General features: G+C 50.7%; 20 protein-coding genes. 16 read left to right on the forward strand and 4 right to left on the reverse strand.

Features of this window, described 5'->3' with window-relative positions; translation table 11 throughout:
* Position 1 precedes the first annotated feature (1 nt).
* Positions 2 to 787 carry a DeoR family transcriptional regulator gene (locus QEN32_RS00220; RefSeq protein WP_000448637.1) on the reverse strand — a complete coding sequence of 262 codons (786 nt, stop codon included), beginning with the start codon at positions 785 to 787 and terminating at the stop codon, positions 2 to 4.
* 324 nt (positions 788 to 1,111) lie between these two features.
* Here QEN32_RS00220 and rbsK point away from each other — a divergent pair, with 324 nt between their 5' ends.
* From rbsK to QEN32_RS00295, 15 genes are all read left to right on the forward strand, one after another.
* A complete protein-coding gene (gene rbsK, locus QEN32_RS00225; RefSeq protein WP_000350272.1) occupies positions 1,112 to 2,032 on the forward strand; it encodes a ribokinase in 921 nt (306 codons plus the stop codon).
* 30 nt (positions 2,033 to 2,062) lie between these two features.
* Complete coding sequence (fucP, locus tag QEN32_RS00230; RefSeq protein WP_000998359.1) at positions 2,063 to 3,379, forward strand: L-fucose:H+ symporter permease; 1,317 nt, start codon at positions 2,063 to 2,065, stop codon at positions 3,377 to 3,379.
* An 11-nt stretch (positions 3,380 to 3,390) separates the two neighbouring features.
* A complete protein-coding gene (locus QEN32_RS00235) occupies positions 3,391 to 4,404 on the forward strand; it encodes an aldose 1-epimerase family protein (protein ID WP_265322181.1) in 1,014 nt (337 codons plus the stop codon).
* 74 nt (positions 4,405 to 4,478) lie between these two features.
* Positions 4,479 to 5,069: a transcriptional regulator UhpA gene (gene uhpA / locus QEN32_RS00240; protein WP_000633672.1), complete on the forward strand. Its 591-nt coding sequence runs from the start codon at positions 4,479 to 4,481 to the stop codon at positions 5,067 to 5,069.
* A complete protein-coding gene (uhpB, locus tag QEN32_RS00245) occupies positions 5,069 to 6,571 on the forward strand; it encodes a signal transduction histidine-protein kinase/phosphatase UhpB (RefSeq protein WP_265322182.1) in 1,503 nt (500 codons plus the stop codon). The genes uhpA and uhpB overlap by 1 nt, the downstream gene beginning before the upstream one ends.
* 9 nt (positions 6,572 to 6,580) lie before the next feature.
* Positions 6,581 to 7,909 carry an MFS transporter gene (locus tag QEN32_RS00250; RefSeq protein WP_000948174.1) on the forward strand — a complete coding sequence of 443 codons (1,329 nt, stop codon included), beginning with the start codon at positions 6,581 to 6,583 and terminating at the stop codon, positions 7,907 to 7,909.
* A gap of 142 nt (positions 7,910 to 8,051) precedes the next feature.
* Positions 8,052 to 9,443: a hexose-6-phosphate:phosphate antiporter gene (gene uhpT / locus QEN32_RS00255; protein ID WP_000879181.1), complete on the forward strand. Its 1,392-nt coding sequence runs from the start codon at positions 8,052 to 8,054 to the stop codon at positions 9,441 to 9,443.
* A 192-nt stretch (positions 9,444 to 9,635) separates the two neighbouring features.
* Positions 9,636 to 10,088: a DUF1198 domain-containing protein gene (locus QEN32_RS00260; protein WP_001519640.1), complete on the forward strand. Its 453-nt coding sequence runs from the start codon at positions 9,636 to 9,638 to the stop codon at positions 10,086 to 10,088.
* 352 nt (positions 10,089 to 10,440) lie between these two features.
* The gene (locus QEN32_RS00265) at positions 10,441 to 11,184 is read left to right on the forward strand and encodes a GntR family transcriptional regulator (protein ID WP_000854956.1); all 744 of its coding nucleotides are present in this window, start codon (positions 10,441 to 10,443) and stop codon (positions 11,182 to 11,184) included.
* Between the two features lie 17 nt (positions 11,185 to 11,201).
* A complete protein-coding gene (locus QEN32_RS00270) occupies positions 11,202 to 11,675 on the forward strand; it encodes a PTS sugar transporter subunit IIA (protein WP_001152237.1) in 474 nt (157 codons plus the stop codon).
* A complete protein-coding gene (locus QEN32_RS00275; RefSeq protein WP_000041396.1) occupies positions 11,672 to 11,959 on the forward strand; it encodes a PTS sugar transporter subunit IIB in 288 nt (95 codons plus the stop codon). The genes QEN32_RS00270 and QEN32_RS00275 overlap by 4 nt, the downstream gene beginning before the upstream one ends.
* Positions 11,960 to 12,034: 75 nt before the next feature.
* Entirely contained in the window at positions 12,035 to 13,393 is a 1,359-nt protein-coding gene (locus QEN32_RS00280) for a PTS galactitol transporter subunit IIC (protein WP_000997824.1), read from the forward strand.
* Positions 13,386 to 14,870 carry an FGGY-family carbohydrate kinase gene (locus QEN32_RS00285; RefSeq protein ID WP_114051277.1) on the forward strand — a complete coding sequence of 495 codons (1,485 nt, stop codon included), beginning with the start codon at positions 13,386 to 13,388 and terminating at the stop codon, positions 14,868 to 14,870. The genes QEN32_RS00280 and QEN32_RS00285 overlap by 8 nt, the downstream gene beginning before the upstream one ends.
* A 62-nt stretch (positions 14,871 to 14,932) precedes the next feature.
* Positions 14,933 to 15,793: a class II aldolase gene (locus QEN32_RS00290; protein ID WP_265322183.1), complete on the forward strand. Its 861-nt coding sequence runs from the start codon at positions 14,933 to 14,935 to the stop codon at positions 15,791 to 15,793.
* Between the two features lie 9 nt (positions 15,794 to 15,802).
* The gene (locus QEN32_RS00295; RefSeq protein WP_000621109.1) at positions 15,803 to 16,072 is read left to right on the forward strand and encodes an HPr family phosphocarrier protein; all 270 of its coding nucleotides are present in this window, start codon (positions 15,803 to 15,805) and stop codon (positions 16,070 to 16,072) included.
* A gap of 349 nt (positions 16,073 to 16,421) precedes the next feature.
* Here the strand turns inward: QEN32_RS00295 and QEN32_RS00300 are convergent, their stop codons facing one another.
* The 3 genes from QEN32_RS00300 to QEN32_RS00310 form a co-directional block, all read right to left on the reverse strand.
* Positions 16,422 to 17,201: a hypothetical protein gene (locus QEN32_RS00300; RefSeq protein ID WP_000353908.1), complete on the reverse strand. Its 780-nt coding sequence runs from the start codon at positions 17,199 to 17,201 to the stop codon at positions 16,422 to 16,424.
* Positions 17,202 to 17,385: 184 nt separating this feature from the next.
* A complete protein-coding gene (locus QEN32_RS00305; protein WP_001274846.1) occupies positions 17,386 to 17,709 on the reverse strand; it encodes a DNA-binding transcriptional regulator in 324 nt (107 codons plus the stop codon).
* Positions 17,693 to 18,052: a type II toxin-antitoxin system RelE/ParE family toxin gene (locus tag QEN32_RS00310; protein ID WP_001217953.1), complete on the reverse strand. Its 360-nt coding sequence runs from the start codon at positions 18,050 to 18,052 to the stop codon at positions 17,693 to 17,695. Before QEN32_RS00310 ends, QEN32_RS00305 begins: the two co-directional genes overlap by 17 nt.
* A 215-nt stretch (positions 18,053 to 18,267) precedes the next feature.
* On the opposite strand from QEN32_RS00310, the gene nepI reads away from it, so the two are divergent.
* Positions 18,268 to 19,461 carry a purine ribonucleoside efflux pump NepI gene (gene nepI, locus QEN32_RS00315; protein ID WP_001004806.1) on the forward strand — a complete coding sequence of 398 codons (1,194 nt, stop codon included), beginning with the start codon at positions 18,268 to 18,270 and terminating at the stop codon, positions 19,459 to 19,461.
* The last annotated feature ends 25 nt before the right edge of the window (positions 19,462 to 19,486 follow it).

Raw genomic sequence — 19,486 nt, forward strand, 5'->3', positions numbered from 1 at the left:
GTTATTCACTTTCCGAATCAGGCGTGATGACTTTGACGGAACCATTCCGACAGTGAGCGGCATAATCTGTCGGTAATGGGCGATCGCTAATCAGGACATCAAAGGCAGAAAGCGGACCAATGCTGGCAGGCGCGACCTCATCAAACAGGGCGTGACGCGCCAGCAAAATTTTGCGCAGACCGCGCTCCATCGCTTTACGTTTGGCGGCAAGATCATCCGGGTTAAACCAGCTCACGCCAAAATGTTCATGTACGCCGCTGGCGGAAATAAACACTTTGCGCGGATTGAGCGAATCCAGCGCCGAAGGATTATTGGCATCATAAAAGGCATCGCTCTTGGCCCGATAGGTGCCGCCGCACAAAATCGCCGTGGCATTAGGCTTTTCATTCAGCGCGATAAATACCCGATGCGAGTAGCAAATCCCGGTAAAGGTAATATCATCCGGTATCATGCTGATAACTAATGGCATTTCCGGACCGTTATCAAAAAAAACCAAATCGTTTTCACGCACCAGGCCGGCGGCCAGGATCGCAACGGGAAGGTCGTCCCTATGATGCGTCTTTTTCGCCGGCAGCGGCATATTGGTTGAAGACGCAGGCTTATTTACCATGACGATATAGCCGCCGAGCAGCGTCAGCGGTAAAGGGTCATCATCCTGGCTGAGATCGCGGCGAATGGTCATCACCGAAACTTCCAGCATCCGCGCGGCGTCTTTCAGATGGATTCGATCGGTCTTTTTCAGTAACTCCATCAAGCGTCGGATACGTTCTTTTTGCTTGGTCTCCATTCACCCTCTCCGCAAATCATGTTGTTATGTTCCATCAGTAACATTTATGTGTTTCTGAGAACATTACAGTGTGGCACTACTATACGTCCGGCCGTCAGGAAATAAAAGTGGGTTTATTCGCGTTTTATAACAATAAATAGTTAATTTTCAGTAAATTGTAACCCTAAAAATGATTTAATGCGCGTATGTTCCGCCAGGGATTGTTCACGAAGTAAATGGCAAAATGATCCTCTAATCGCGATCATAGTCACAAATGATACGGAAGTAACATGATAATGTTATTTTAATATCATTGTCGTGTGACGATTTCTGAGAGGGAGTAAAATGGATATCGCGGTTATTGGCTCTAACATGGTGGACCTTATCACCTACACCAACCAGATGCCCAAAGAAGGGGAAACTCTGGAAGCGCCGGCGTTTAAAATCGGCTGCGGCGGGAAAGGGGCGAACCAGGCCGTGGCGGCCGCTAAGCTCAATTCAAAAGTATTGATGTTGACCAAAGTGGGCGACGATATTTTTGCCGACAACACCATTCGTAATCTCGAATCCTGGGGGATCAATACGACGTATGTAGAAAAAGTACCGTGTACCAGCAGCGGCGTAGCGCCGATTTTCGTCAACGCCAACTCCAGCAACAGCATTCTGATCATCAAAGGCGCTAACAAGTTTCTCTCGCCGGAAGATATCGATCGCGCGGCGGAAGATTTAAAAAAATGCCAGCTTATTGTTCTGCAACTGGAAGTTCAGCTTGAAACGGTTTATCACGCAATAGAATTTGGCAAGAAACATGGGATTGAAGTGTTATTAAACCCTGCGCCAGCATTACGGGAATTAGATATGTCTTATGCCTGTAAATGCGATTTCTTTGTACCCAATGAAACCGAGCTGGAAATATTAACCGGTATGCCAGTGGATACCTATGACCATATTCGCGCAGCGGCACGTTCGCTGGTGGATAAAGGGCTGAACAATATTATCGTCACCATGGGTGAGAAAGGCGCGCTGTGGATGACGCGTGACCAGGAAGTCCATGTTCCGGCGTTTAGAGTGAACGCTGTCGATACCAGCGGCGCGGGCGATGCCTTTATCGGCTGTTTCGCGCATTACTACGTCCAGAGCGGGGATGTGGAAGCCGCCATGAAAAAAGCCGTCCTCTTTGCCGCTTTCAGCGTCACCGGGAAAGGCACCCAATCCTCTTATCCAAGCATTGAGCAATTTAATGAGTATCTTTCGTTGAACGAATAACAATCACCCTGCACTGTTAAAGGTAGCACTATGAACGATAAAAACATCGTTCAGATGCCCGACGGGTATCTGAATAAGACACCTCTGTTCCAGTTTATTTTGTTATCCTGTTTATTCCCATTATGGGGATGCGCAGCCGCGTTAAATGATATTCTGATTACGCAATTTAAAAGTGTATTTTCGCTGAGCAACTTTGCTTCGGCATTAGTACAAAGCGCCTTTTATGGCGGTTATTTTTTAATTGCTATTCCGGCCTCGCTGGTCATTAAAAAAACCAGTTATAAAGTGGCGATACTTATCGGCCTGACGCTATACATTGTCGGCTGTACGCTCTTTTTCCCGGCGTCGCACATGGCGACCTACACCATGTTCCTCGCGGCGATTTTCGCCATTGCGATTGGCCTGAGTTTCCTGGAAACGGCGGCGAATACCTACAGTTCGATGATCGGGCCGAAAGCCTACGCCACGCTGCGGCTGAATATCAGCCAGACCTTTTATCCGATCGGCGCGGCGGCAGGCATTTTATTGGGTAAGTATCTGGTCTTTTCCGAAGGGGAAAGCCTGGAAAAACAGATGGCGGGCATGAATGCCGAGCAAGTCCACAACTTCAAGGTGCTGATGCTGGAAAACACTCTGGAACCCTATAAGTACATGATTATGGTCCTGGTAGTGGTGATGGTACTGTTCCTGCTGACGCGTTTCCCGACCTGTAAAGTCGCGCAAACCGCGAGTCATAAACGCCCCTCGGCACTGGATACGTTACGCTATCTCGCCAGCAACGCCCGTTTCCGTCGCGGTATTGTGGCGCAGTTCCTGTATGTGGGAATGCAGGTGGCGGTCTGGTCGTTCACTATCCGTCTGGCGCTGGAGTTAGGCGATATCAATGAGCGCGATGCCTCAACCTTTATGGTCTACAGCTTCGCCTGCTTTTTTATCGGCAAGTTTATCGCCAACATTCTGATGACACGCTTTAACCCGGAAAAAGTCCTGATCCTTTACTCTGTGATCGGCGCGCTGTTCCTGGCCTATGTGGCGCTGGCGCCCAGCTTTAGCGCGGTATACGTGGCGGTGCTGGTCAGTGTTCTGTTTGGCCCCTGCTGGGCGACCATTTATGCCGGAACGCTCGATACCGTCGATAACGAACATACCGAAATGGCGGGGGCGGTCATCGTGATGGCGATTGTCGGCGCGGCGGTGGTTCCTGCGATTCAGGGTTATGTGGCGGACATGTTCCACTCGCTACAGCTCTCATTCCTGGTTTCCATGCTGTGCTTTGTTTACGTTGGCGTTTACTTCTGGCGCGAAAGCAAAGTGCGCGGCAACCTGGCTGAAGTCGCCGCGTCCTGAGGAGATCAACCATGACAACACGTATTACATTATGGCGGGAGCTTTTTAGCGAGCAGCCGCGTATCTTGCTGGAAAATGATGATTTTACGGTTACGGCGTTTCGTTACGCCAGCGGCGTGGAAGGACTGAAAATACAAAACAGCCGCGGTCATCTGGTGATTCTGCCCTGGATGGGGCAGATGATTTGGGACGCGCAGTTTGACGGTCATGATCTGACTATGCGCAACATGTTCCGCCAGCCGAAGCCGGCTGCGGAAGTGGTGGCAACGTATGGTTGCTTTGCTTTCCATTCCGGACTATTGGCGAATGGCTGCCCGTCGCCGGAAGATACACATCCGCTGCACGGCGAGATGCCCTGCGCTGCCATGGACGACGCCTGGCTGGAGTTAGAGGGCGACAGTCTGCGCGTGACCGGGCGCTACGAGTATGTGATGGGGTTCGGTCATCATTATCAGGCGCAACCTGCGGTGGTAATGCGTAAAGCAAGCGCGCTGTTTGATATTCAGATGACAGTGACTAACCTGGCTTCAGTCGCCATGCCGCTACAGTACATGTGCCACATGAACTATGCCTATGTGCCGAACGCCACGTTCCGTCAGAATATCCCGGATACCGCGCTGAAGCTACGCGAGTCGGTGCCGGCGCATGTCAAACCCACGGCGCAGTGGCTGGCGTTTAATCAACGACTTTTGCAGGGTGAAGCCTCACTGGTAACGCTCAACGAGCCTGGCTTTTACGACCCGGAAATCGTGTTCTTCGCCGATGAACTGGACAGGTACACGGATACCCCGGAATTCAGTATGATCACCCCGGATGGCACCACGTTCGTGACACGTTTCGCCAGCGCGGAGCTAAATTACGTGACCCGCTGGATTCTTTATAACGGCGATCAGCAGGTAGCCGCCTTTGCCCTGCCCGCGACCTGTCGGCCTGAAGGTTTTCTCGCGGCGCAGCGAAATGGAACCTTGCTTCAACTGGAACCGCAGCAAACCCGGACGTTCACCGTCACGACAGGCATTGTCTGACCGCTCAAGGCTTGAACAGCCGCGCGCTTATCGTTAAGGTAAGCGCGTTTTTTTTATCCATCAGGACAGAACCCATGATCACCGTTGCCCTTATCGACGACCACCTTATCGTCCGCTCCGGCTTTGCACAGCTACTGGGGCTGGAACCTGATTTGCAGGTGGTCGCCGAGTTTGGTTCCGGGCGCGAAGCGTTGGCAGGCTTACCGGGGCGCGGCGTACAGGTGTGTATCTGCGATATCTCGATGCCGGATATTTCCGGACTGGAGCTGCTAAGCCAACTGCCAAAAGGGATGGCGACGATCATGCTCTCGGTTCACGATAGCCCGGCGCTGGTGGAACAGGCGTTGAACGCCGGCGCGCGCGGTTTTCTCTCTAAACGCTGTAGTCCGGATGAGCTGATCGCCGCGGTGCATACGGTGGCGACGGGCGGCTGCTATTTGACCCCCGATATTGCCGTGAAACTGGCGGCGGGTCGGCAAGATCCGCTGACCAAACGCGAGCGTCAGGTGGCGGAAAAACTCGCCCAGGGTATGGCGGTAAAAGAGATTGCCGCCGAGCTGGGGCTGTCGCCAAAAACGGTGCATGTCCATCGCGCGAATCTGCTGGAAAAATTAGGCGTCAGCAATGACGTTGAACTGGCGCATCGCATGTTTGATGGTTGGTAATGAACACCTTTTTTTCCCGTTTAATCACCGTTGTTGCCTGCTTTTTTATTTTCTCCGCCGCGTGGTTCTGCCTGTGGAGTATCAGCCTGCATCTGGTAGAGCGCCCGGAGCTGGCGGCGCTACTCTTTCCCTTCGGCCTGCGCCTGGGACTTATGCTGCAATGCCCGCGTGGATACTGGCCAGTATTGCTGGGCGCGGAGTGGCTGCTGGTGTACTGGTTAGCGCAGGAAGTTGCGCTGGCCCATCTGCTGCTTTTGATGATCGGTAGTGTGTTGACGCTACTGCCCGTGGCGCTGACTTCGCGTTACCGCCATCAGCGCGACTGGCGCACGTTATTGCTTCAGGGCGCGGCCCTCACCGCCGCGGCGCTACTGCAATCCCTGCCCTGGCTGGGGCAGGGGGAAGCGGCATGGAACGCGCTACTGCTGACCCTCACGGGTGGTCTGACGCTGGCCCCCATCTGCCTGGTTTTCTGGCACTATCTCACCAGCACTACCTGGCTGCCGCTGGGACCATCGCTGGTATCGCAGCCGGTAAACTGGCGCGGGCGGCATCTGATCTGGTATCTGCTGCTATTTATCGTCAGTCTGTGGCTGCAACTGGGTTTACCTGCTGAACTTTCGCGCTTCACGCCGTTCTGCCTGGCGTTGCCGATTATCGCGCTCGCCTGGCATTATGGCTGGCAGGGCGCGCTCATTGCCACACTGATGAACGCTATCGCGCTGATCGCCAGCCAGACCTGGCACGATCATCCCGTCGATTTATTACTTTCGCTGTTGGCGCAAAGCCTGACCGGGCTACTGCTTGGCGCGGGCATTCAGCGCCTGCGCGAGCTGAACCAGTCGTTGCAAAAGGAGCTGGCGCGCAACCATCGGCTGGCGGAGCGTCTTCTGGAGACCGAAGAGAGCGTGCGGCGCGATGTTGCGCGTGAGCTGCACGATGACATCGGACAGACCATCACCGCGATTCGTACCCAGGCGGGCATTGTGCAACGACTGGCGGCGGATAACGGCGGCGTGAAGCAGAGCGGGCAACTTATCGAGCAGCTTTCGCTGGGCGTGTATGACGCCGTGCGTCGCCTGCTGGGGCGCTTGCGCCCGCGCCAGCTAGACGACTTAACGCTGGCGCAGGCCATCCGTTCGCTGCTGCGCGAAATGGAGCTGGAAAGCCGCGGTATTGTCAGTCACCTCGACTGGCGAATTGACGAAACGGCGCTGAGTGAAAGTCAGCGCGTGACGCTGTTTCGCGTCTGTCAGGAAGGGCTGAATAACATCGTAAAACATGCCAATGCCAGCGCGGTGACGCTCCAGGGCTGGCAGCAGGATGAGCGGCTGATGCTGGTGATTGAGGATGACGGCAGCGGCCTGCCGCCGGGCTCTCAGCAGCAGGGCTTCGGCCTGACCGGAATGCGCGAACGCGTGTCGGCGCTCGGCGGGACGCTAACCATCTCTTGTACCCACGGTACGCGGGTGAGCGTCTCGTTGCCCCAGCGTTACGTTTAAGGAAGGATAATGCTTTCGTTTTTAAAAGCCCCGGCCAACGCGCCGCTCATCACCGATAAGCACGAGGTTGACGCCCGCTATCGCTACTGGCGGCGGCATATCCTGATCACCATTTGGTTGGGTTACGCGCTGTTCTATTTCACCCGTAAAAGCTTTAACGCCGCCGCGCCGGAAATCCTTGCCAGCGGCATTCTGACCCGCAGCGATATCGGCCTGCTGGCGACGCTGTTTTACATCACCTACGGGGTGTCGAAATTTGTCTCCGGCATCGTTAGCGATCGCTCTAACGCTCGCTATTTTATGGGCATCGGGCTGATTGCGACCGGCGTAGTGAATATTCTGTTCGGCTTCTCGACCTCGCTGTGGGCCTTTGCTCTGCTATGGGCGCTGAACGCCTTTTTCCAGGGGTTTGGATCGCCGGTTTGCGCCCGTTTGCTGACCGCCTGGTACTCGCGTACCGAGCGCGGCGGCTGGTGGGCGTTATGGAACACCGCGCACAATGTCGGCGGGGCGCTGATCCCTCTCGTTATGGCCGCTGTCGCCCTGCATTATGGCTGGCGCGTCGGGATGATGGTGGCCGGATTGCTTGCCATCGGGGTGGGCATGGTCCTCTGCTGGCGGCTGCGCGACCGTCCGCAGGCGATTGGTTTACCGCCGGTAGGCGACTGGCGGCACGATGCGCTGGAGGTCGCCCAACAGCAAGAGGGCGCGGGGCTAAGTCGCAAAGAAATCCTCGCTAAATATGTGCTGTTGAATCCCTATATCTGGCTGCTTTCGTTGTGTTATGTCTTAGTGTACGTGGTGCGCGCGGCGATCAACGACTGGGGCAACCTGTATATGTCCGAGACGCTGGGCGTGGATTTGGTCACGGCCAACACGGCAGTATCGATGTTTGAGCTGGGGGGATTTATCGGCGCGCTGGTGGCGGGCTGGGGCTCGGACAAACTCTTCAACGGTAACCGCGGACCGATGAATTTAATCTTCGCTGCCGGGATTTTGCTCTCTGTGGGTTCGCTGTGGCTGATGCCGTTCGCCAGCTACGTCATGCAGGCGGCCTGTTTCTTCACCACCGGTTTCTTTGTCTTCGGCCCGCAGATGCTCATTGGCATGGCGGCGGCGGAGTGCTCGCATAAAGAGGCGGCGGGCGCGGCCACCGGCTTTGTCGGCCTGTTCGCCTATCTCGGCGCGTCGCTTTCCGGCTGGCCGTTAGCGAAAGTGCTGGAGATCTGGCACTGGACCGGTTTTTTTGCGGTCATCGCCATCGCGGCGGGGATCTCCGCGCTATTGCTGTTGCCATTTCTGAACGCTCAGGCCCCGCGCGAGACCAGCGAAGCGTGATGCACCTCACCTTTTTGCGCTGAATGGGGCAAAACTAAGAAATTTTCCCGGTTTTGCCTGGACGCTGTCGCAGGCCACTTTTCCTGTGGATTTTTACAATGCCTGCCATTCGCAGGTATAAAAATTAGCTCAGGAGTAATCCATGCTGGCCTTCTTAAACCAGGTGCGCAAGCCGACCCTGGATCTGCCGCTCGATGTGCGGCGTAAAATGTGGTTCAAGCCGTTCATGCAGTCCTATCTGGTGGTTTTTATCGGCTACCTGACCATGTACCTGATCCGCAAAAACTTTAACATCGCGCAGAACGACATGATCTCTACCTACGGGTTGAGCATGACCGAGCTGGGGATGATTGGCCTGGGCTTCTCGATCACCTATGGCGTGGGGAAAACGCTGGTTTCCTACTACGCTGACGGTAAAAATACCAAGCAGTTTCTACCGTTTATGTTGATCCTCTCCGCTATCTGTATGCTCGGCTTCAGCGCCAGCATGGGCGCGGGGTCAACCAGTCTGTTTCTGATGATCGCTTTCTATGCCCTGAGCGGTTTCTTCCAGAGTACCGGCGGATCGTGCAGCTACTCGACCATCACCAAATGGACTCCGCGTCGTAAACGCGGCACCTTTCTCGGCTTCTGGAATATCTCCCACAACCTCGGCGGCGCGGGCGCGGCAGGCGTGGCGCTGTTCGGCGCCAACTACCTGTTCGACGGTCACGTCATCGGCATGTTTATCTTCCCGTCGATTATCGCGCTGATTGTTGGCTTTATCGGTCTGCGTTTTGGCAGCGACTCCCCGGAATCTTACGGTCTGGGCAAAGCTGAAGAACTGTTCGGCGAAGAGATCAGCGAAGAGGACAAAGAGACTGAAGAAAATGAAATGACCAAGTGGCAGATCTTTGTTGAATATGTGTTGAAAAACAAAGTGATCTGGCTGCTGTGCTTCTCCAATATCTTCCTGTATGTGGTGCGTATTGGTATCGACCAGTGGTCAACCGTCTACGCCTTCCAGGAACTGAAACTTTCTAAAGAGGTGGCGATTCAGGGCTTTACCTTGTTTGAAGTGGGCGCGCTGGTCGGTACGTTGCTGTGGGGCTGGCTCTCTGACCTGGCGAACGGTCGTCGTGCGCTGGTAGCCTGTGTGGCGCTGGCGTTAATCATCGCCACCCTCGGCGTCTACCAGCACGCCAGCAACCAGTATGTCTATCTGGCCTCGCTGTTCGCGCTCGGTTTCCTGGTGTTTGGGCCGCAGCTGTTAATTGGCGTGGCGGCTGTCGGTTTCGTACCGAAAAAAGCCATCGGCGCTGCGGACGGTATCAAGGGAACCTTCGCTTATCTTATCGGCGATAGCTTTGCCAAGCTGGGTCTGGGCATGATTGCCGACGGCACCCCCGTTTTTGGTCTGACCGGCTGGGCGGGCACCTTCGCCGCGCTGGACGCCGCCGCGATCGGCTGTATCTGCCTGATGGCGATGGTCGCCGTGATGGAAGAGCGCAAGATCCGCCGTGAGAAAAAAATTCAGCAAGTCAATATCGCTTAAATGTGTGCATTTGGTAACGTTTTGCCCGGCTTAACGCCGGGCTTTTTTATGCCTTGCGTTCGTCAGACAGGATATCCGGCGTCTGGCGTAAATGAAGACAGGCGTTAATAAATCACATCCTGACAGGCCAGAACGTCGACAGTTATAAATTTACCGTTATGATGGGCATCCTGTTTGGTGACGGATGTGCGCATGATTTGGTTGATTCTGGCCACGTTTGTGGTGGTGTTTATTGTGGGGTTTCGGGTACTGACATCGGATACCCGCCGGGCGATTCGCCGCCTGAGCGAACGGCTGAATATTGATGTAGTGCCGATAGAATCGATGATTGATCAGATGGGTAAAACGGCGGGCGGTGAATTTTTACAGTATCTGCATCGCCCTGATGAGTCGCATTTGCAAAATGCCGCTCAGGTGTTACTGATCTGGCAAATGGTGATTGTCGATGGCGGCGATCAGAATTTGCAGCGGTGGCATCGCTTGCTGCAAAAAGCGCGTTTAGCCGCGCCGATCACCGACACACAGGTACGGCTGGCGCTGGGCTTTTTGCGCGAAATGGAACCCGATATGCAGGAGATCAACGCGTTTCAACTGCGCTATAACGCCTTTTTTCAGCCGGAAGAGGGTGTCCACTGGCTGCATTGATACTCTTCACTATCTCGTTAACAAAAGACGAGATGAATGAGGCTGGCAAGGGCGGAGAGCCACGATTAACGGCCAGATGGCGCGATTCATCGTTAGCCAAATAAAGCGTAGCCGCCATCGTATTTGCTAAGGGTGAACCACAGAAGTAACGCACCGAATAACCGCTAACGACGCCAAAACGTCAGAGACTTGTAGCTCATCATTTCCGTGACATATATCACGGAAATGTGATCTTGTTTTGAACACTAAAACTGTGACTCCTTGCCATACCTCCTGTCTCAAAATTTCTTATCATAAACTCGAAGTTGTACATGATTGTCTATAGACAACTCTAAATGTTTAGGCGCGCACCATGAAAACATTGAGTAAAAGTTCACACATCCCACTGTATCAACAGGTTGTGGAGTGGATAAGGGAAAGTATTTATAGCGGAGAATTGGTTGAGGATGACCGGATACCTTCAGAGTTTCAAATCATGGATATGCTGGAGGTGAGTCGCGGTACCGTTAAAAAAGCGGTTGACCAACTTGTCCGGGAAGGTGTTCTTGTGCAAGTGCAGGGTAAAGGAACTTTCGTAAAGAAGGAAAATGTTGCTTACCCACTGGGTGAAGGTTTGCTCTCCTTTGCTGAAGCCTTAGCCAGCCAGAAGATAAACTTCACAACCAGTGTTATAACCTCCCGACTGGAGCCCGCTAACCGCTTTGTAGCAGAGAAACTGAGTATCAAACCGGGACAAGATGTTTTATTTCTTAAACGCCTTCGTTGTATTGGCGATGAAAAAGTCATGTTGATTGAAAATCGTATCAACATTGATCTCTGCCCCGGTATTATTGATGTAGATTTTACCAGGGAGAATTTATTTTCAGCAATAGAAAGATTATCTGATAAGAAAATAAGTTTTTCTGAAAGCCGTTACGCAGCTAAATTAATTGGTAATGAGCGAGGCCATTATCTTGATATTGGTGAAGACGCACCTGTTTTGCATTTGGAACAGTTGGTATTTTTCTCTAGAGGATTGGCCATTGATTTTGGTAACGTCTGGTTAAAAGGTAATAAATATTATCTTGGCACTATTTTACAGCGCCTGGATGCCTGACTAGCAAAGAGGAATCTATGCAGGATATTCATTTTCGCCGTCATTATGTTCGACACCTCCCTAAAGAGGTGAGTCAGAATGACATAATCAAGGCTCTTGCCAGTCCGTTAATTAACGATGGTATGGTTGTATCTGATTTTGCCGATCATGTCATTACGCGAGAACAGAATTTTCCAACGGGTCTACCGGTTGAGCCTGTAGGTGTCGCTATTCCACATACTGATCACAGGTATGTTCGCCAAAACGCCATTAGCGTTGGAATACTGGCAGAACCCGTCAATTTCGAAGATATGGGCGGGGAACCAGATCCCGTACCTGTCAGGGTGGTGTTTATGCTTGCTTTAGGTGAAAGCAATAAGCAGCTCAACGTACTGGGTTGGATTATGGATGTGATCCAGGATGAGGATTTTATGCAGCAGTTACTGGTCATGAATGATGATGAAATTTATCAGTCAATTTACACACGCATATCTGAAAGAGGTGAAGTATGAGTAAAATGATACTATTTGTTTGCGCAACGGGTGTTGCTACTTCCACGGCTGTGGCAGAAAAAGTAATGGAATATTGTAAAGACAATGGGCTTGATGTTAATTATTCCCAAACTAATGTAGCCTCATTGCCAAACAATACCGATGGTGCAGCTTTGGTTGTATCAACAACGAAAGTTCCTTATGAACTGGATATTCCGGTTGTTAGTGGCCTGCCAATCATTACCGGAGTAGGTGAAGATAAAGTTCTTGAAAAAATAGTTTCAATCCTTAAAGGCCAAGCCTGATTTCATAAATAAAAAACAGATAAATTATCCAGGCGCTAACGCGAGGTCTGGTCACATCTGAATAAGAGGTCGGATATGAATGATATAGCACATACTCTCTATACCGTTGTGCAATATGTCCTGGGGTTTGGCCCAACGGTTTTATTGCCGCTGGTCCTTTTTTTCCTGGCATTGTTCTTCAAAGTAAAACCCGCTAAAGCACTTCGCTCATCGTTAATTGTCGGAATAGGGTTTGTCGGAATTTATGCCATCTTTGACATACTTACCAGCAACGTAGGCCCGGCTGCACAGGCAATGGTTGAGCGAACTGGTATTAGCCTTCCTGTTGTCGATTTAGGCTGGCCACCATTGGCCGCAATTACCTGGGGCTCACCAATCGCACCCTTTGTCATTCCGCTGACGATGCTGATTAATGTCGCCATGCTGGCCCTGAATAAGACACGTACTGTTGATGTCGACATGTGGAACTACTGGCACTTTGCCCTGGCTGGAACGCTGGTTTACTACAGCACAGGGAGTTTTGTTTTGGGTCTGTCCGCAGCCGCTATTGCCGCGATCGTGGTTCTCAAACTGGCGGACTGGTCTGCGCCATTAGTGGCAAAGTACTTCGGTCTGGAAGGTATTTCACTTCCGACCCTGTCATCTGTCGTCTTCTTTCCAATTGGATTGCTGTTCGATAAAATTATCGACAAGATCCCAGGCGTTAACCGTATTCATATTGATCCGGAAAACGTTCAGAAAAAAATGGGAATCTTCGGCGAGCCTATGATGGTGGGTACTATTCTGGGGGTCTTGTTGGGCATCATTGCCGGATATGACTTTAAACATATCCTGTTGCTGGGGATCAGCATTGGCGGTGTCATGTTCATTCTTCCGCGTATGGTACGAATTTTGATGGAAGGTTTATTACCTCTGTCTGAAGCCATTAAGAAATATTTGAATGCCAAATATCCTGGCCGTGATGATCTCTTTATCGGACTGGATATCGCGGTAGCAGTAGGTAACCCAGCCATTATATCTACAGCACTGATTCTGACACCTATCTCTGTCTTTATTGCATTCCTTCTTCCTGGCAATAAAGTCCTGCCACTCGGAGACCTTGCGAACCTGGCAGTCATGGCTTCCATGATTGTACTGGCATGTCGTGGCAATATTTTCCGGGCTGTGATAACCGCAATTCCTGTTATTGTCGCCGACTTGTGGATTGCGACCAAAATTGCGCCATTTATTACCGGTATGGCTAAAGATGTCAATTTCAAAATGGCTGAGGGGTCAAGTGGTCAGGTATCAAGCTTCCTTGATGGCGGTAACCCCTTCCGTTTCTGGCTGCTTGAAATATTCAACGGAAATATTATTGCTATCGGGCTGATTCCTGTGCTTGCGCTGATTATTTATGGTGTTTTTCGCCTGACAAAAGGAACGGTCTATGCCTGATTACCACGCAGCGCTTGTCATTGACATTGGCACAACTAACTGCAAAGTCAGCTGTTATTCCTGTCATGACGTGTCAGTTCTGGAAGTCCGCAAGTTTCCGACGCCAACAATATCGTCGGACAAAGGCGAGGTAGATTTCGATATCGAAGCGCTGTGGCAGGCACTGCGACTGGTAATGGCTGAACTGGTGGCTTCAGTACCGTTTCCGGTAAAAAATATCAGTATTGCGAGTTTCGGTGAGTCTGGCGTCTTTGTGGATAAGGAGGGCGTCATTCTTACCCCGATGCTGGCCTGGTATGATCGACGTGGTGAATCTTATCTCTCGTCATTAAGCAAGGCAGAGGCTGAAGAACTGTATTCTATAACGGGATTGCCACCTCACAGTAATTACTCAGCATTTAAAATGAGATGGTTACTTGATAACTACTCCTTGCATGAAAGAAAAGATATCTGCTGGTTACATGCACCAGAAGTGTTGTTGTGGCGAATGACAGGTGCGAAAAAGACGGAAATATCCCTGGCCAGTAGAACGTTGTGTCTGGACATTGCTCGCCGTACCTGGTCTCGTAATGCTGCCGGGATTCTCGGCATACCGTTCGGTGTACTGGCTCCGTTGATAAAGCCAGGTGAAGTGGCCGGATGGATGACGGCAACGCTTAGAGAGGAATTGGGCTTCTCTCATGAGGTAAAAGTCACACTCGCTGGACACGATCATATGGTCGGTGCCCGCGCATTACAGATGCAACCGGGCGATGTGCTGAATTCTACCGGCACGACAGAGGGTATTTTACTGCTGAATACACAGCCAACGCTTGATGTGCAGGCTCGCAGGAATAAGCTGGCAAATGGTTGTTACTCCGATGGTGAATTTTTCACGCTTTTCGCTTCTCTGCCTGTCGGCGGTTATGCGCTTGAATGGGTGAAAAAAACCTTTCGTTTAACTGATAAGGAAATAAGCACAGGCCTGGAAAAAGCCATGGAGCAATACCTCAAACCTTCCTGGTCTGTCGAGCATGTGCCGGTATTTATTCCTCATTTGCGGGGCTCGGGTTCGCCAAATAAAAATCGGCACACTCGTGGCCTGCTTTTTGGGCTGACGGATTCACTTCCTCCGGAGTCTCTGCTTGAGAGTGTCTTTATTGGCCTGGCGATGGAGTTTGCACACTGTCATGGGTGCTTTAATATCCCGGCGGGCAGGACAGTAAAAGTCATTGGCCCTGCGGTGAAAAACCCATACTGGCTCCAGTTGAAGGCTGACATCCTCCAGTGTCCAATTGAGGCCATTGCTTTTGATGAAACCGTCTCCCTTGGAGCATTGTTGATAGCCTGTCCGAATGTTGTCCCCCCGACTGTTCCTGTGGCTGAGCGATATTTTCCTGACGCGGTTCGTTCTGCAAAGTTGAAAATATATCAGCAGCAATGGCTGTCATTTTATCAATTTAAACTGCGGCAAGAAGGGGCGCTTATTAGTGAATAACTGTGATAACTCAATAGTTCGATAATTTACTTACACTGCTCACATAAATATCTGGAGTTAATATGCCTTTAGTTAATGGTAGGATCCTGCTTAATTGTATTCAGGAAAAACATGTCCTTGCGGGGGCATTTAATACAACGAACCTGGAGACAACAATTTCCATTCTTAATGCAATAGAACGTTCCGGATTGCCCAATTTTATTCAAATTGCTCCTACTAATGCACAGCTTTCAGGTTACGATTACATTTATGAAATAGTTAAGCGACATGCCGACAAAATGGATATTCCTGTCAGCCTGCATCTGGATCATGGGAAAACTCTGGAAGATGTTAAGCAGGCTGTCCGGGCCGGATTTACCTCAGTAATGATTGATGGCGCGGCGCTACCGTTCGAAGAAAATATTGCATTTACCCGAGAAGCTGTCGATTTCTGTAAATCATTTGGTGTTCCCGTCGAAGCGGAATTAGGCGCTATTCTGGGTAAGGAAGATGATCATGTCAGCGAGGCTGACTGCAAAACTGAACCTGAGAAGGTTCAGCGCTTTGTTGAGGAGACAGGGTGCGACATGCTGGCAGTGTCAATTGGTAATGTACATGGTCTTGAAGATATCCCACGCATTGATATCCCGCTATTACAACGCATCGCGTCTGTCAGTCCGGTACCTTTGGTTATTCATGGAGGTTCTGGTATTGACACGGATATTCTTCGCAGCTTTGTTAATTACAAAGTAGCCAAAGTGAATATTGCGAGTGATTTGCGTAAAGCCTTTATTACTACTGTCGGTAAGGCTTGGGTAAATAATAACAACGAGGCTAATCTGGCACGTGTCATGGCGAACGCAAAACAGGCAGTTGAGGATGATGTTTATTCTAAAATTAAGATGATGAATAAACATCACTCAGCATTCCGCAAAGTCTCTTAAGGAAAATATATGATTAGACAAACAGTACGCGTTATGAACAGTACGGGGCTTCATGCGCGGCCAGCCGCTACACTTGCGAAAATTGTCAAAAAATACCAGTCTTCATTAACGCTAGTTAATAATGACAAAGAAATTCCCATTAAAGGAATGATGAGTATTTTGGGGGCTGGCGTAAAGGGAAACACAATGATTGATTTAATTTGTGATGGACAGGATGAACTGGCTTTTATGGATGAATTAAAATCTGCATTTGCTGATGGCTTTGGTGAGTCAGTATAGTGCAATTCCCGTCAAACGGGCAGGAAGTTGTAGAGGCTTCCTGCACCCATTATCGTATGAATCGTCTCCACCCGGAAAACAATCCCGTCTGAGACTGTTATTAAATTTGTTTAATTACCCGTTGTTGAAGTGCTCATTTCAACAACGGGACAGGCAAATTATAGATGAAAAGAAACTCAAAGCTCTTGCGGCGGAACTGACTAAAGGGATGACCCCGCGCGAAATTGTCGCTACGTTCGAAAAAATGGAGTATGCCGATCCAAAACTGGCGGTGAGTCGTTTTATTCTCAAGTTAGGTGACCACCTGAGCGATCACCTTTAAAGTTATACAGAATTACTGACAGACTCTTTAGAAATCGAAACCAGGAGAATATCTCACAGGAGACATCGCACCTTTCTTTCTAAGATCCTCTGGAATCTTTTTACCGAGATAAAGCTGTGCTATCGCAGGTGGCGCTACTTTTCCTCGAAATCCAAAGCGGGAATTTTGAGTAGCTTCAAACTCCTCGTCTTCATCCCATGAGGATATCTCTGGGAAATTCTCACGGGTAGATTTGAGCCACTCATCAGCGACATATACACCCCTTACGATTCCCTTCACTGTAGCCAATATAACTTCAGCCTTACGGGCACGCTCAACGCTGACCCGCCAGCTAAAACGTACGGCATCATAAAGGTCCACATCTTTTGAACTTCTGTTAACAGAGATCATCAGGGCTTTATGTTGGAATACAATTGTTTCAGGTTGGTATGTGGCGATTAACTCTTTGATGTGTGCAGCACCATATTCATTACTGCCAGCACCGTTCATGATATTAGTTAAACCGGGGTAGGCGTCTATAAGGGCGGCTTCAACCTCGTAAGCGGTCTTTTCATCAGCTATACCGTGTCGGTGAATAACATGAATGACCTCAAGACCAGCTAATCTTATCTCTCGAAGTTGCTTGAGCTTGTTACTAAGTAACTCATCATCATCCACTGCTGCGACCTCACCGCGCATATGAGCAAATACACGATTGCCTTTTCCCTTCCCCACGTAGAAGGTACTTCCGTCCCTTGGATCAATTAATCGATACACATACCAGCCAAGGTGTTCAATTACTCCCGGTGGAAACTCATTAATATCCATGTCATAACGCCCATCAATTGATTCATAAAACCATGATACTGTCGATTAACAACTTATAGTACTCATTAATCTTTCCCGATGATTGATAAAGTGAGCAGCGTCTGCTGTTGGCGCTTAGCGGACATTTTAACTTTGCCCACCCCCAGACATCCGACTTAGCCTTAACAGACCATCGGTAAAACCCTCATACCAGCACCTTTAGCCCGTGTTTTTGGACAACATTAAGTAGTTTCAGTGACATCCCGCTGGGACGCTTGGCGCCGCTTTCCCACTTTTGAACCGTTGATACGCTGGTATTCAGGTACCGAGCGAAAACCGGCTGGCTAACGTTGAGTTCTTCTCGTAACGCTTTTATTTCAAGTGGCTGCAGGTCTTTGATGCTGCTTAAGCAGGTCGTGTCAAAACTGCGCATTGTCTCCTGGGGAATGGCATCCACGCTAAATAATCCAGATGCCGCGCTATGAATCGCTTCAAAGGCAGGGCTTTTGAATTTAGTTTTTGCTGACATGGCGCACCTCTACCAGTTCTTTGTTATTAATGAGTGCCGTTATCTGATCTTCGGTCAGGCAAGCATAGTGTTTTGCTAACTCACGGAAACCCGCGAGTTCGCGATAGCTAATGTTGGCCATATCCTGTTTGGCATACAGGAAGGTGTAAAACCAATGTTCGCCTCCCTTTGCCAACACGATTGCGCGATCGCGGTTTTGATTGAGACGTTTTTTATAAACTCCGCCGCCAAGATTATCTGCTTTTCCTTGCAGTACGGCGTTGATGGCCTCGCTTAACTCGTCGTCTTTTATCGTGTGGGACTTCGCTTCTCTGTTAAACCACCTGGTTTTGAAGATTCGCATCAGGTTGACATCTTGTAATCTAAAGTATAGCACCAGGTGATACACTATGTCTTACCTTTTGGTTTTGCACGCAGCGAGAGAAGATAATTCTCAACGCTCGACCAGCCTCGCAAAATGCAGCGCAACAATGTCAGTTGCTAAAACGTTAATCAGATCACATTTTGTAATGTTACACTGCGTGGATTTTCCGCACTAAAACGACGCAGGTGACCACAATGAATGAAAATATCGCAGAAAAATTCCGCGCTGATGGGGTTGCCAGGCCTAACTGGTCAGCCGTTTTTGCCGTGGCGTTTTGTGTCGCCTGCCTGATTACCGTTGAGTTTTTGCCCGTTAGTCTGTTGACGCCGATGGCGCAGGATCTGGGGATCTCCGAGGGCGTCGCTGGTCAGTCGGTCACCGTTACGGCGTTTGTCGCGATGTTTTCCAGCCTGTTCATTACCCAGATTATTCAGGCGACCGACAGGCGTTATATCGTTATTCTGTTCGCCGTTTTGCTGACGGCTTCTTGTCTGATGGTCTCCTTTGCCAGCAGCTTTACGCTGCTGTTGCTGGGCCGCGCCTGTCTTGGGTTGGCGCTGGGCGGATTCTGGGCGATGTCGGCGTCGCTGACCATGCGACTGGTTCCCGCGCGTACCGTGCCGAAAGCGCTGTCGGTGATTTTTGGCGCGGTTTCCATCGCGTTAGTGATCGCCGCGCCGCTGGGCAGTTTTTTGGGCGGTATTATTGGCTGGCGTAATGTCTTTAACGCCGCTGCGGTGATGGGCGTACTGTGCGTCATCTGGGTGGTGAAATCACTGCCGTCGCTGCCGGGCGAACCTTCTCACCAGAAACAGAATATGTTTAGCCTGTTGCAACGCCCTGGCGTGATGGCCGGGATGATCGCCATCTTTATGTCTTTTGCCGGGCAGTTCGCTTTCTTTACCTATATTCGCCCGGTCTATATGAATCTGGCGGGCTTTGACGTTGATGGTCTGACGCTGGTGTTGCTCAGTTTTGGTATTGCCAGCTTCGTTGGCACTTCTTTCTCATCTTATGTCCTGAAACGTTCGGTAAAACTGGCGCTGGCCGGTGCGCCGCTGCTACTGGCGCTGAGCGCGCTGACGCTCATTGTGTGGGGAAGCGACAAAACCGTGGCGGCGGCAATAGCGATTATCTGGGGACTGGCGTTTGCGCTGGTGCCGGTGGGATGGTCAACGTGGATCACTCGTTCCCTTGCCGATCAGGCGGAAAAAGCCGGTTCCATCCAGGTCGCGGTGATTCAACTGGCAAATACCTGTGGCGCGGCAGTGGGCGGTTATGCGCTCGACAATTTCGGGCTGCTTTCGCCGCTGGCGCTTTCCGGCGGTCTGATGCTGTTGACGGCGTTAGTCGTGGCGGCGAAAGTCCGTATTACGCCAATGAGTTGATATTGCTGCCATTTGTAGGCCGGAT

The sequence above is a fragment of the Salmonella sp. SA14318 genome, from assembly GCF_029866905.1.
Taxonomy (GTDB): domain Bacteria; phylum Pseudomonadota; class Gammaproteobacteria; order Enterobacterales; family Enterobacteriaceae; genus Salmonella; species Salmonella enterica.